We start from the raw sequence: 13,063 nt of genomic DNA on the forward strand, positions 1-13,063 counted from the left end.
CGGTCGGGCGGCTGGGAGACGCCCGATCAGTCCTGGGCCCGGCCCGTGGTCACGCGGGCGATCATGAGGGCGATCAGGATGATTCCGCCGTAGATGGCCTGGATCCAGAAGGAAGGGACCTGGGCGAGGGTGAGGAGGTTCTGGACGACGCCCAGAAGGAGTACGCCGGTCAGGGCGCCGAACATGGTGCCCTTGCCGCCATCCAGGCTGATACCGCCGATCACCGCGGCCGCGAACACCGTGAAGATCATGTTGTTGCCCTGGTTGGCGCTGATCGCGCCGACATAGCCGGTCTGGATGATCCCGCCGACGGCCGCGAGGGTGCCCGCGACGACGAACACGCCGAGCATGACGCGCTCGACCCGGATGCCGGCCGCGCGGGCGGCATCCGCGTTGCCGCCGATGGCGTACAGGGCGCGTCCGATGCGGTGGTACTTCAGCACGAACCCGGTGATCGCGAAGGCGGCCGCCGCGAGCCACACCGACATGGGGATGCTGATGAAGGTCGTGGTGGCGAGGGAGTAGAAGCTGTCGGGCATCCCGAACAGGGTCTTGCCCTTGGTCGCGCCGACCAGCAGTCCGCGCAGGACGATCAGCATCGCCAGCGTCACGATGAACGCGTTGAGCTTGAACTTCACGACGAGGATGCCGTTGAAGGCGCCCACGGCCGCGCCGGCCACGAGGACCGCCGACAGGGAGAGGACGGCGGGCAGTTCGGTGCCCCAGCCGGACTGGGCGGCGGGCAGTACGAGCAGCGCCCCGACGGCGGGCGCGATGCCGACGACCGATTCGAGGGACAGGTCGAACTTGCCGGTGATCAGGACCAGCGACTCGGCCAGCACGACCATCGCGAGCGCGGCGGAGGCACCGAGGATCGAGATCAGGTTGCGCTCGGTGAGGAACGAGTCGTTGACGACCGCACCGAGCACCAAGAGGAGCAACAGGGCCGGGACCAGGGCGAGTTCGCGGGCTCGACGGAGCAGGACCGTCCTGGCGGCACGGGCGTCCGGCACCTTCACGGGCAGGGCCGGTGGGGCCTTGGTGTCAGCCATGGTGGTCCACTCCTTCGATGGAGGCGATCAGCTCGTGGTCGCGCCAGCCCGCCGGGTGCTCGGCGACGACACGGCCGTGGAACAGGACGAGGACGCGGTCGCAGCGACGCAGGTCGTCGAGTTCGTCGGAGACGACGAGCACCGCGATGCCGTCCTCGCGGGCGCTGTCCACGCGGGCCAGCAGGGACTCCTTGGACTTCACGTCGRCGCCGGCGGTGGGGTTGATCAGCACCAGCAGCCGCGGGTCGGAGGCGAGGGCGCGGGCCATGACGACCTTCTGCGCGTTGCCGCCGGACAGGTCGGAGACGGGCTGGTCGGGGCCCTCGGTGTGGATGTCGAGGCGCTCGATGAGGGCGGTGGCGAAGCCGCGCTTGCGTTCGGCGCCGACGAACCCGAAGCGGCCGAGCCGGTCCAGGACGCTCATGGTGGCGTTGTCGCCGATGGTCATGCCGGCGACGAGGCCCTGGTCGTGCCGGTCACGGGGCACACAGGCGACGCCCGCCTCGAGGGCGGCCCGCACATCCCCGAACGGCAGCCGCTCACCGTCCAGTTGGGCGATTCCGCTCGTCGGCGCGTGCAGGCCCGCGAAGGACTCGGCGAGCTCCACCTTGCCGCTGCCGCTGATCCCGGCGAGCCCGACGACCTCGCCGCGCCGGACGGTGAGATCGATGTCCTGGTACGCCGGCGAGGTGAGTCCGCGGGCGTCGAGCAGGACCGGGGCGTCGTGGTCGACGTCCCTGGGGTCCACGGCCTGTTCGGCGATGGCCTCCAGCGACTCCCCCGCCATGGCCTCCACCAGCGCCCGGCGCGGGAGTTCGGCGACCGGCGCCGTGGTGATCCAGCGGGCGTCGCGCAGGACCGTGACGGTCTGGCAGACCTCGTACACCTCCTGGAGGTGGTGGGAGATGAACAGGAACGTGACGCCGGAGTCCTGGAGCGCCCGCATGCGGGTGAACAGCCGCTCGATCTCGCGCTTGTCGAGCTGGGCGGTCGGCTCGTCGAGGATGATGAAGCGGGCGCCGAAGCTGAGCGCCCTCGCGATCTCCACCATTTGGCGGTCCTCGACCTTGAGGTCGGCGGTGCGGGCCTCGGGGTCGACGTGGACGTCCCAGGTGGCGAGGAGTTCGGCGGCCTCGGAGCGCAGCTTGCGCCAGCTGATGAAGCCGCGGTTGAGCGGCTGCCGGTTGATGTACAGGTTCTCGGCGACCGTCAGCTCGGGGACGACGGTGGGCTTCTGGTAGACGCAGGCCACCTTGCGGCGCCAGGCGTCCCGGTCGGCCAGCGGGGGCGCGGGCTCGCCGTCGAAGCGGACCTCGCCCTCGTCGGCGGCCTGGAGTCCGGTGAGGATCTGGACCAGGGTCGACTTGCCGGCGCCGTTGCGGCCGACGAGGGCGTGCGATTCGCCGGGCAGGACGGTGAGCCGTCCGTCGGCGAGGGCGGTGGTGGGGCCGTAGCGCTTGACGATGTCCCGCGCCTGGGCGAGTGGCGTCGTCATTTGACCGTGTTGCCCCAGAGCTTGGGGTCGTCGACGTTGTCCTTGGTGACCAGCGGGGCGGGCAGCTGGTCCTCCAGGATGCCGCTGGGGAGCTTGACGATCGTGGAGTCGTGGTCCGTCGGGCCCGGCTGGAACGTCTTCCCCTCCATTGCCGCCTTGATGTAGTACATGCCGTACTTGGCGTACAGGTCGGCGGGCTGGGAGACGGTCGCGTCGATCTCGCCCTTGCGGATCGCGTCGTACTCCTGCGGGATGCCGTCGTTGGAGACGATGGCGATGTGCCCGGCCTCCCCGGCCTTCTTCAGCATCCCCTTGGACTTCAGGGTCTGCAGGGTCGGCGCGAGGTAGACGCCGCCGGCCTGCATGTAGATGCCCTTGATGTCGGGGTTGGCGTTCAGGAGGGTGTCGAGCTTGGAGGCCGCGGTGTCGGACTCCCACTTGGCCGGTATCTCCAGGACCTTCAGCTTGGGGAAGTTCTTCTTCACGCAGGCCCGGAAGGCCTCGGAGCGGTCGCGGCCGTTGACCGAGGCGAGGTCGCCCATGATCTGCACGACCTTGCCGCTGGTGATGTTCTTGCCGAGGTAGTCGCAGGCCTTCTCGCCGTACGCCACGTTGTCGGCGCGCACCACCATCGCGACCTTGCCCTTGTCGGGCGCCACGTCGACGGCGACGACCGGCACGCCCTTGCGCTCGGCCTGGTCGAGGCCGGCCTCGATGGCCGCACTGTCCAGCGGGGCGACGACCAGGCCCTTGACACCCTGGTTGAGCTGGTTGTTGATGTCGGTGATCTGCTGGGAGGGGTCGCTGTTGGAGTTGACCGTCTTGAGGGCGTCGACGCCTTCGGAGTCGGCCATCTTCGGCACGTAGTCGTTGTACGACTGCCAGAACGGCGAGGTCAGCAGGGGCAGGATCACCCCGACCTTGCCGGTCCCACCGCCTCCGGCACTGCCGGAGCCGCCGGTGTCCTTGGTGCTGCCGCACGCGGCGAGCGCGAGCGAGACACCCGCCGCCGCGGCGACCACCGAAACCATCCGAAACCTGTTCCGCTTCCCCACTGTCCTGCCGGGCATCTGGTGGCTCCTCGTTGAGCGTCTTCGAGCAGATGCCCGCATACTTATCAGACCACTCCCCCGGAGGAACACCCTCCAGCGGCAGATTTTCACGGATTCCGGCCGTAGTGGTCCGACCACCTTGGCGGTTAGACTGCGGCGCACCCGGTGAGTGGAGGAATGGCGTGGACGAGACAGCCCCGCAGAAGGGCACCGTGACACAGCGCGCCATCGAGCAGATCAAGGCGTTGATCGCCGAGGGTCGCCTGGAGCCGGGCGAGCGGCTGCCGACCGAGCGTGATCTTGCCGCCCAGCTGGGCATGTCCCGCAGCTCGATGCGCGAGGCGATCCGCGCGCTGACGGTGCTCGGCGTGCTGGAGGCCCGGCACGGCTCCGGCATCTACGTCACCCAGCTGGAGGCCGGCGACCTCCTGGAGACCTTCGGCGTCGTGGCCGACCTGTCCCGGGGCCCGCGGCTGGTGGAGCTGCTGGAGGTCCGCCGCATCCTGGAGTCGACGGCGACCGCGCTGGCGGCGGCCCGTATCACCCCGGACCAACTGGCCGAGGTCGAGAAGCACTTGACCGCGATGAACGCCACCGACGACCCCGAGGAGATCCTCGCCCACGACCTCGCCTTCCATCGCGAGATCGCGACGGCCGCGGGCAACGACACCATGGCGGCCATCCTGGACGGCCTGTCCTCCCGCACCTTCCGCGCCCGCGTCTGGCGCGGCTACCAGGAGGAGGGCGCGTTCGCCCGTACCCGCCGCGAGCACGCCGCGATCCACCGGGCCCTGGTGGCCCGCGATCCGGAGGCGGCCCGGGCCGCGGGGGCGGCGCATGTGGGCGAGGTGGAGGAGTGGCTGCGGGCGCAGCTCGGCGGCTGATCAGCGCCAAGTCGCGGAAGGCCTTTGCCCACCCCCGCGGGGGTGGGCAAAGGCCCAGGACATGACCGCTCTACGGCTTCACGGTGAAGCCGTGCTCCCGGCCGAGTTTCTCCAGTGACGCCTGGCCGGGAATGCCGTTGGCGTCGTCGCCCGTGAATCCGCAGCGGCGCTGCCAGGCGGCGTACGCCTTGACGGTCGTCGTGCCGAAGTGGCCGTCGGCGAACTTCGATTCGAGGAGGCCCTCCGCGACGAGGGCCTTCTCCACGGTCTTGACGCCCGCGTACGACACGGGCGTGCCCGCCTTGGCCGGGTCGTGCAGGGCCGCGGCGACCACCTTCGACACATCGACCACCGGTCCCGGTGCGGGATCGGGCGTCGAACCACCGGGACGCGGGGCGCCCTTCTCCACCCATGCGTACAGGTGCTTGCCCGGGCACGCCGTGGCGAAGCCGTCCCGGTGCCCCTTGATCTCCTTGCCGGCCCCGTGGCGGCGCAGCAGCTCGATGCCGTCGCGGATCGCATCCAGCATCGCGTCCGTCGGCTTGGTGAGCCCCTTGTCGCCGACCAGGCCGACGATGGCGTAGTGGGCGCGGTTGAGTTCCTGGTTGCCGTTGGCCCCGGTGCGTTTGCCGAGGCCACGGCCCTCCAGGAGGTAACCGTGCGGACAGGCGCCGTAGTTGTAGGCGATGTCCGAGTAGTTCTCCTGCTCGTTCGCCAGATGTGACTTCCTGATCGACTTCCACTCGGCGATGCAGAGGTCGTGGTCGTCGAGGAGTTCGGCGCTGACCGTGGTGCCTTCGTAGTGGACCTTCACGCCCTTGGTCGAAGTCTGCGTGGGTGCGGCGGATGCGGGCCAGCCGAGCCGGCCTCGCGTGACAAGCTTCATACGTGCCTCCAAGGCGCGAAAAGTAACGCCAACCTCCTTGATTGTGGGGCCAGTTGCCGTCCGCTTCATGACGGCGCGCCGTTGTTCGCCGTCAGTGGACCCCGGCCCGCCGCAGCCGTACCGTCACCAGTTCGAAGGGCCGCAGCCGAAGCGCGACGCGCGGGCCGTCGTACGACAGTGGCTCGGGCAGCGCACGCTCCAGCAGATCCGTCGCCGTCACGCCCGTGACCTCGAAGTCCGCTGTCAGCGTGGCCCGTACCCGGCCGCCGTGGGCCTCGTGGAGGCGCACCACCACGTCCCCGCTGCCGTCGTCGGCCAGCTTCACGGCCGTGATCACGACGGCGTCCCGGTCCACGGTCACCAGCGGAGCCACCTCCCCGGCACCGGTGATCCGTCGCTCCGGCAGGTTGATCCGCCAGCCCTCGCGCACCGCGTCCCCGATGTCCGCGCCCGGCACCAGGGCGTGCTGGAAGCGGTGGACGCCCTGGTCGGTCTCCGGGTCCGGGAAGCGCGGGGCGCGCAGCAGGGAGACGCGGACGGTGGTGGTCGTACCGCGGTCGCCGTCGGTGCGCACGGTCCGGGTCACGTCGTGGCCGTACGTCGAGTCGTTGACGACGGCGGCGCCCCAGCCCGGCTCCGCCACCTGGACGAAGCGGTGGTTGCAGGCCTCGAACTTGGCGGCCTCCCAGCTGGTGTTGGTGTGCGTGGGCCGGTGGAAGTGCCCGAACTGGGTCTCCGACGCGTACCGCTGCGCGTGCACGTCGAGCGGGAAGGCCAGCTTCAGGAACTTCTCCGTCTCGTGCCAGTCGACCTCCGTGTCGAGCAGCAGCCGCCGCTCCCCCGGCGCGAGGGACAGGATCTGGGTGACGCGGGAGTCACCGAAGGTCCGCGCGATCCGCACCGACGCCCCGTCGTCGCCGGGGGCGATCTCGTCCACGTCGGTCAGGTCGGTGACCGTGTGGCGGTAGAACGCGTCGACGTCCCAGGCGTCCCACATGTTCGGGAAGTCGGGGTGGAGCTGAAGCAGGCCGGCGGCGCCGCCCGGCGCGATCGTCTCGCGGTCGCCCTCGATGTCGTACGCCGATACGACGAGGCCCCGGGCGTCGATCTCGACCCGCAGCAGGCCGTTGTCGAGGACGAAGCCGCCGTCGGGGCGCGGTGCGAGTGCCGTCCGGCCCTCGGTCGCCGGGGTGCGTGCCCCGCCCGCCGGTACGCCCTCGCGGGTGTGCGGGGCGGCGTTGAAGACGAGCTCGGTCGTGCCCTCGCCCGCCAGGGCGCGCTGGGCCGCGTCGATGATCGCGTTCAGCTCGCCGGCGAGGCGGTCGTACGTGGCGCGGGCCTCACGGTGCACCCACGCGATGGACGAGCCGGGCAGGATGTCGTGGAACTGGTGCAGCAGCACCGTCTTCCAGATCCGGTCCAACTCCTCGTATGGGTAAGGGAATCCGGTACGCACGGCGGCCGTCGCCGCCCAGAGCTCGGCCTCGCGCAGCAGGTGTTCGCTGCGGCGGTTGCCCTGCTTGGTCTTGGCCTGGCTGGTGAGGGTGGCGCGGTGCAGTTCGAGGTAGAGCTCGCCGACCCAGACGGGGGCGTCGGGGTACTCGGCCTCGGCCTTGCGGAAGAACGCCTCCGGGGTCTCCCAGCCGACGGTGGCCGAACCCTCCAGGTCACGCAGCCGGGCCGCCTTGGCGATCATCTCGCGGGTCGTGCCGCCGCCTCCGTCGCCCCAGCCGGTGGGGGCGAGGGAGTGCCGGGCCGCTCCCTTGTCCTTGAAGTTGCGGGCCGCGTGGGCGATCTCGCTGCCCTTCATGGAGCAGTTGTAGGTGTCGACGGGCGGGAAGTGCGTGAAGATCCGGGTGCCGTCGATGCCCTCCCACTGGAAGGTGTGGTGCGGGAACTTGTTCGTCTGCGACCAGGAGATCTTCTGCGTGAGCAGCCACTTGGAGCCCGCCGCCTTGATGATCTGCGGCAGTCCGGCGGCGAAACCGAAGGTGTCGGGCAGCCAGGCCTCCTCGTTCTCGACGCCGAACTCGTCGAGGAAGAACCGCTTGCCGTGCACGAACTGCCGGGCCATCGCCTCCGAGCCCGGCATGTTGGTGTCCGACTCCACCCACATGCCACCGGCCGGTACGAACCGCCCGTCCGCCACCGCCTTCTTCACCCGCGCCCATACCTCGGGCCGGTGCTCCTTCACCCAGGCCCACTGCTGGGCCTGCGACATGGCGAAGACGAAGTCGGGTTCGTCCTCGATGAGCGCGGTCATGTTGGAGGTCGTGCGGGCCACCTTGCGCACCGTCTCGCGCAGCGGCCACAGCCACGCCGAGTCGATGTGCGCGTGCCCGACGGCGCTGATGCGGTGGGCGGACGGCACGGCGGGGACGGCGAGCACGTCGGCCAGCAGTTGCCGGGCCCGCGCCGCCGTGCCGTTCACGTCCTGGAGGTCGATCGCGTCGAGCGCTCGCTCCACCGCCCGCAGGATGTCCCAGCGCCGCGCGGACTCCACCGGCAGCTCGGCCATCAGCTCGCCGAGCACCTCCAGGTCGATGACCAGCTGCCAGACGGTCTCGTCGAGGACGGCGAGGTCCATGCGGGTCAGGGTGTACTGGGGTGCGCTGCCGGCGGTCTCCTTGTCACCCAGCTGTGTGGGCAGGAAGGGGTGGTAATCGAGGATGACGGGGTTGGAGGCCGCCTCGATGTGCAGCCGCACCTCCTCGCCGCCCTCCACGGGGGCGCCGATGCGCACCCACTGGTTGCGCGGGTTGAGGCCCTTCACCGGAGTGCCGTCGGGCCGGTAGACGAGGCCCTCGCACTGGAAGCCGGGCATGTTCTCGTCGAAGCCGAGGTCCAGCAGGGCCTCGACGGTCCTGCCGGCCCACGTCTCGGGCACGGTCCCGGTGACCCGGAACCAGCTGGTGCCCCACGGAGCACCCCAGCGGGCGCCCACCTCGATCGGCTCGGGTTCGGCCGCGAGTCCGTCGGCGACGGGCACCGGCTCGCCGGGCGCGTGCCACACCGCCACGTCCAGCGGTACGGACTCGGGGTACACGGCGGGGCGGATGCGCTCGTCGAGGACACGCCTCAGGCGGGCTTCGACCAGGTTGCGGTCGTCATGCATGCGGGGTGCTCCGTAGGTCGTCCGGGCGGGGGGTTACCAGCGGTGGGTGACGGTCACGGGGGCCGACGTGGTGTAGAGCTCCCCTACGGCACGCAGTTCGAACCGTGCCTCCTGCTCGCCCTGTTCGGGCCGCAGGCCGCCGACGAAGTACGCGCTCTGGCAGGTGGCGCCGAGGAAGCGCCGGGTGCCGTCGGCCAGGAGGCGGTGGAGGGTGTGGTGGCGTACGGCGCCGGGGGCCGGGTTCCAGGCGAAGCGCAGGTCTCCGCCGGCGGCACCGGTGATCCGCAGCGCGGTGGGCGAGACGGGCGTCTCGGTCGCGTTCCGCACCGCGATACCGCCCAGCCGCCATTGCACGGGCCCGTCGCCGGCGGTGAGCCGCACACCGATGGCGTGCACGGTGCCGGTCAGGCCGGTGAGCCGTACGGTCGAGGTCTGCCAGTCGTCGGTCGAGCTCACGGGGAAGTAGCTGTACGGCGGTGTGGCCCCCGGCGTGGTGGGGTCGGCGGTGGCGACGGCCAGTTCGACCTGCACGCCGCCCACGTCGGTCCGGTGGGTCAGCTCGACGACCGTGTCACCGGTGACCGGCAGCCGTGTCGCATACACGTCCAGCACCGCCGGCCGGTCCAGTGCCCCGTCGACGAGCACACTGCTCCCGCCGCGCCACGCGTCCGCGAAGTCGAAGGTCACCGTGGGCCGTTGCCCGTCCGTGTGCACGACCCAGCGGCGGGAGGGCAGCCGGTCCTGCAGGCCCAGGTGGTTCCAGGGCGCGTCCGACGTGACCTGCCCGGCCTCGTACCACCGGAGCCCGTGCCCGGTGTTGAACACGCTCGCGAACGGCAGCGTGGTGACCGTCGACCGGTCGGCGACGGAGACGGCCGGCGCCCGCCAGCTGTCGGTGCCGTCCGGCTTCGACGGATCCAGTGACCGTCCGGTCCAGAACCGGTCGTCGGCGGCGTGGAAGTCCCCGGGTGTCCTGCCGTCCGCCGGCAGGTGGTTGCGGGTCCACTCGGGCCGGTAGAAGCCGACCGACACGACATGCGCCTTGTCGCGCGGCACGAATGCGTCCCAGTTCACGGACGAGTTCCAGCCGTTCGCCTCGACGTCGACGCCCGCCCACAACTCGTAGCGGCTGCGGCCGAGTTGACCGGCCCGCTGCCCGGACGAGGTCAGCTTGGCCGCCGTCCACCGGAAGTCGACGAACATGTCGTCGGCGGCCTGGAAGAACGCCTCGTTCTGCGAGTTGAGCGCCCCCTGCCAGCTCACACTTCCGTTCACGGTCATGGAGTCGTACCAGGTGACCCGCTGGCCCTTGGCCTTGGCGAGCGTCTTCAACTCGCGCAGGAAGCCCAGCATGTCCGCGCCCAGGGCGGCGTTCCCGCCGCTCGTCTCGGCGTTGACGAACCACCCGTCGAAGCCGTACGCCGCCGCGACCGCGACCAGCCGCTCGGCCAGCGGATACCGCCCGGCCGCGTCCTTCTGGACCAGGTCACGCGTCCACTGCAACTGCCCGCCGTAGGCGACGGGCGGCAGGAAGATGTTGCCGAGGACGGGCACGCCGTGGCGGTGAGCGGCGTCCACGATCGGCGCGTTCGGCGCGAGGATCAGCCCCTCGCCGGAGGAGCCTCCCCAGAACACCAGCTCGTCGATGTACGCCCAGTGCGTTAGGGCGTAGTAGTCGGCGGTGGCCGAGCCCTGGGAGGGGTTGCTCGCAGTGGGCCCGAAGGACACCAGGGACTGGATGCGGGCCTGGCCCGCGCGGGCGGTGCCGTTGACCGGGGCTGGGGTGAAGCGCGGGGCGAGCGGGACGCTCGACGCGTTGAAGGCGAGGTCCGCGTCGTCGGCGGGGCGCCAGGACTTCAGGCTGCGCCAGGTGATGCCGGTGCCCGGGGTGCCGGACGGCAGGGAGTCCGGGTACCAGTAGGAGGCGTACGGCTGGAGCGCCGGGGCCTTGGGCTTGGGGGCTGCCGTCGCCGGAAGCGACGGCAGGAGCGCGGCCGTGGCGCCGGCGATCAGGACGGTGCGTCTGGTGGGGTTCACGAGCGGGTGCCTCCTTGTGGGGTGGGGAGTACCTGGTCGGGTGTGACGACTTGGGTGATGCCGCGCGCCGCGAGGTGGCCGGCGTCGGCGGCTCGGGTGTCCAGGACGGTGGTCGGACGGGCTCCGTCGGCGACCAGCCGGAAGAAGGCGTCGTAGACGGGGCCGCCCGGTGCGCAGAGCGAGCGGGCGGCAGGGTCCGCCGGGACGACGAGGGCGGTGGTGCGGGGCGCGGGCAGGGGCGCCGGTTCGCTCACCGCGCGGGCCAGGACCAGGGCCGCGTCCTTGGGCTTACGGTCGTTGGTCAACAGGCCGAGGCCGTATTCGAGTTCGGGGAAGTCGGCCAGTTCCCGGGACACGTCGTGGGAGCACCACCAGGTGATGCCCCACAGGTCGGGGCAGTCCAGGGCGTTCGCGACGGTCGCCTCGGTGAAGGCGGCGGCATGCTCGGGCGGGACCAGGGGCGCGGGCGCGCCGACCTCCTGGAGCCAGACGGGGCGGTGCGGGTCGTCGGCCCATGCCTTGCTCAGCTCGACGAGATAGGCGGCGTGGTGCTCGGCCGGGACGGAGGTACGGCCGTGCCGCTGGGCGGTGCCGTTGAAGACCCAGGAGTGCACGGCCGTGAGGGCGCCGTGCCGGGCGGCCTGGGCCGGCGTGAACGGCTGGTCGTCCTGGTACCAGGTGGCGTCGTACTCCGCGTGCAGGTGCAGCCGCCCCGGGGCGCCTTCCTCGCAGGCGGCGAGCATGCGCGTGAGCCAGTGGTCGATCTCGTCCTCGGTGGCCCGGTCGGGGTCGGGGTGCGGGCCCGCCGAGAACTGGTTGACCTCGTTGCCGAGGGTCATGCCGAGGAAGTTCGGCCGGTCGGCGAGGGCGGCGGCGAGGGTGCGCAGGTAGGCGGCCTGGCCGTCGAGGACGTCCGGGTCGGTGAAGAGGTTGCGGCGGTGCCAGGTCCGGGTCCAGGCCGGGAGGAAGTCGAAGCTGCTCAAGTGCCCCTGCAGGCCGTCCACATTGACGTCCAGACCGCGCTCGGCGGCGGCGTCGACGAGCTGGACCAGCTGCTCGAGGGCTCGCCCCCGGATCAGGGTGCGGTTCGGCTGGAAGTACGGCCACAGCGGGAAGACCCGCACGTGGTCGAGGCCCAGCGCCGCGATGGAGTCGAGGTCGGCGCGTACGGAGTCGAGGTCGAAGTCGAGCCAGTGGTGGAACCACCCGACGCTCGGGGTGTAGTTGACGCCGAAGCGCACGGCAGAAGGCATGCGGTGTCCTTGCACTCAGTGGGGGAGGTTCAGCCCTTCACCGCGCCCTCGCCGACGCCGCGGAAGAAGTACCGCTGGAGACAGGCGAAGAGGGCGATCAGCGGCGCGACGGCGATGATCGTGCCGGCGGCCACGAGGCGTTCGTCGTTGGCGAAGGTGCCGTGCAGATAGTTGAGGCCGATGGTCAGCGTGAACTTGGACGGGTCGCTCAGCACGATCAGGGGCCAGAGGAAGTCGTCCCAGGCGCCCATGAACGCGAAGATCGCGACGACGGCGAGGGTGCCCTTGACGGACGGCAGCGCGATGCGCAGGAACCGCTGCCAGACGTTGGCACCGTCGACGTAGGCCGCCTCCTCGATCTCGTACGGCAGGTTGAGGAAGGCGTTGCGCATCAGCAGGACGTTCAGGGCGCTGATGGAGCCGGGCAGGACGACGCCGATGAGCGTGTTGTTGAGGCCGAGCTCCCGCATCGTCGTGAACTGGGCGATGATGATGCCCTCCACGGGCACGAGCATCGCCAGGATGAAGGCGAGCGTGGCGACCCGGCGGCCCCGGTAGCGCAGCCGGGCGAGCGCGTAGCCCGCGAGTGCCGCGCCGACGCAGTTGGTGACGACGTTGGCGGTGGCGACCTTCAGCGAGTTGAGGGCGTAGTCCCAGACGGGGATGGTGTCGGCGACCCGCTGGTAGTTGTGGGCGGTGGGGTCGCTGGGCAGGAACTTCGGCGGGGAGCTGAAGATGTCCTCGGTGGGGCCCTTGAGCGAGGTCGACAGCTGCCAGAGGAACGGGCCGACGGTGAGGGCCAGCACCGCGAGCAGGAGCAGGTAGCGCAGGGCGAGTTCCCAGACGCGGACGCGGCGGCCGTGTTCGTCGGTGATCCGGGGTTCGCGGGTGACGGCCGGCTTCTCGGCGGTGGGCCGTACCTTCTCCATGACGCTCATGACTCGTCCCTCCGGTCGGCGCGCAGCACGAGCAGCATCAGGGCGACGGTGACGACGAACACGACGACCGAGATGGCCGAGGCGTAGCCGACCCGGCCGGTCAGGCCGGTGCCGGTGCGCTGGACGAGCATGACGAGGGTGGTGTCCTCGCCCGCCGGGCCGCCGCTGGGGCCCGCCATCAGGTACACCTCGGAGAACACCTTGAAGGCGGCGACCGAGGAGAGCGCGCCGACCAGGACCATGGTGGAGCGGACGGCGGGCACGGTGACCGTGAGGAAGCGGCGGATCGATCCGGCTCCGTCCACGGCCGCCGCCTCGTGCAGTTCGCGGGGCACGTTGGCGAGCGCGGCC

10 protein-coding genes are annotated in these 13,063 nt (G+C 70.9%); 1 reads left to right on the plus strand and 9 read right to left on the minus strand.

What is annotated here, in order from left to right:
* Window positions 1-26: 26 nt before the first annotated feature.
* Genes EAO75_RS31690 through EAO75_RS31700 form a run of 3 tightly spaced genes read right to left on the minus strand, consistent with a single transcriptional unit; the run spans window position 27 to window position 3,617 of the window.
* Complete coding sequence (locus tag EAO75_RS31690; RefSeq protein WP_147998583.1) at window positions 27-1,052, minus strand: ABC transporter permease; 1,026 nt, start codon at window positions 1,050-1,052, stop codon at window positions 27-29.
* The gene (locus tag EAO75_RS31695) at window positions 1,045-2,547 is read right to left on the minus strand and encodes a sugar ABC transporter ATP-binding protein (RefSeq protein WP_147998584.1); all 1,503 of its coding nucleotides are present in this window, start codon (window positions 2,545-2,547) and stop codon (window positions 1,045-1,047) included. Before EAO75_RS31695 ends, EAO75_RS31690 begins: the two co-directional genes overlap by 8 nt.
* Window positions 2,544-3,617, minus strand: a complete 1,074-nt coding sequence (locus EAO75_RS31700) for a sugar ABC transporter substrate-binding protein (RefSeq protein WP_147998585.1) — start codon at window positions 3,615-3,617, stop codon at window positions 2,544-2,546. The genes EAO75_RS31695 and EAO75_RS31700 overlap by 4 nt, the downstream gene beginning before the upstream one ends.
* A gap of 164 nt (window positions 3,618-3,781) precedes the next feature.
* On the opposite strand from EAO75_RS31700, the gene EAO75_RS31705 reads away from it, so the two are divergent.
* A complete protein-coding gene (locus tag EAO75_RS31705) occupies window positions 3,782-4,483 on the plus strand; it encodes a FadR/GntR family transcriptional regulator (RefSeq protein WP_147998586.1) in 702 nt (233 codons plus the stop codon).
* A gap of 70 nt (window positions 4,484-4,553) precedes the next feature.
* Here EAO75_RS31705 and EAO75_RS31710 read toward each other — a convergent pair whose 3' ends face one another.
* The 6 genes from EAO75_RS31710 to EAO75_RS31735 all read right to left on the minus strand — a co-directional run.
* Complete coding sequence (locus EAO75_RS31710; protein WP_147998587.1) at window positions 4,554-5,369, minus strand: N-acetylmuramoyl-L-alanine amidase; 816 nt, start codon at window positions 5,367-5,369, stop codon at window positions 4,554-4,556.
* A gap of 91 nt (window positions 5,370-5,460) precedes the next feature.
* Window positions 5,461-8,484 carry an alpha-mannosidase gene (locus EAO75_RS31715; protein ID WP_147998588.1) on the minus strand — a complete coding sequence of 1,008 codons (3,024 nt, stop codon included), beginning with the start codon at window positions 8,482-8,484 and terminating at the stop codon, window positions 5,461-5,463.
* Between the two features lie 33 nt (window positions 8,485-8,517).
* Window positions 8,518-10,521: an endo-beta-N-acetylglucosaminidase gene (locus EAO75_RS31720; RefSeq protein ID WP_147998589.1), complete on the minus strand. Its 2,004-nt coding sequence runs from the start codon at window positions 10,519-10,521 to the stop codon at window positions 8,518-8,520.
* Window positions 10,518-11,774, minus strand: a complete 1,257-nt coding sequence (locus EAO75_RS31725) for a glycoside hydrolase 5 family protein (protein WP_147998590.1) — start codon at window positions 11,772-11,774, stop codon at window positions 10,518-10,520. The genes EAO75_RS31720 and EAO75_RS31725 overlap by 4 nt, the downstream gene beginning before the upstream one ends.
* A 29-nt stretch (window positions 11,775-11,803) precedes the next feature.
* Entirely contained in the window at window positions 11,804-12,712 is a 909-nt protein-coding gene (locus EAO75_RS31730) for a carbohydrate ABC transporter permease (RefSeq protein ID WP_147998591.1), read from the minus strand.
* Window positions 12,709-13,063, minus strand: a 355-nt coding sequence (locus tag EAO75_RS31735) for a carbohydrate ABC transporter permease (protein ID WP_147998694.1), incomplete at its 5' end; no start/stop codon positions are given. The genes EAO75_RS31735 and EAO75_RS31730, both read right to left, overlap by 4 nt.

The sequence above is a fragment of the Streptomyces sp. UW30 genome (genome assembly GCF_008042075.1).
Taxonomy (GTDB): domain Bacteria; phylum Actinomycetota; class Actinomycetes; order Streptomycetales; family Streptomycetaceae; genus Streptomyces.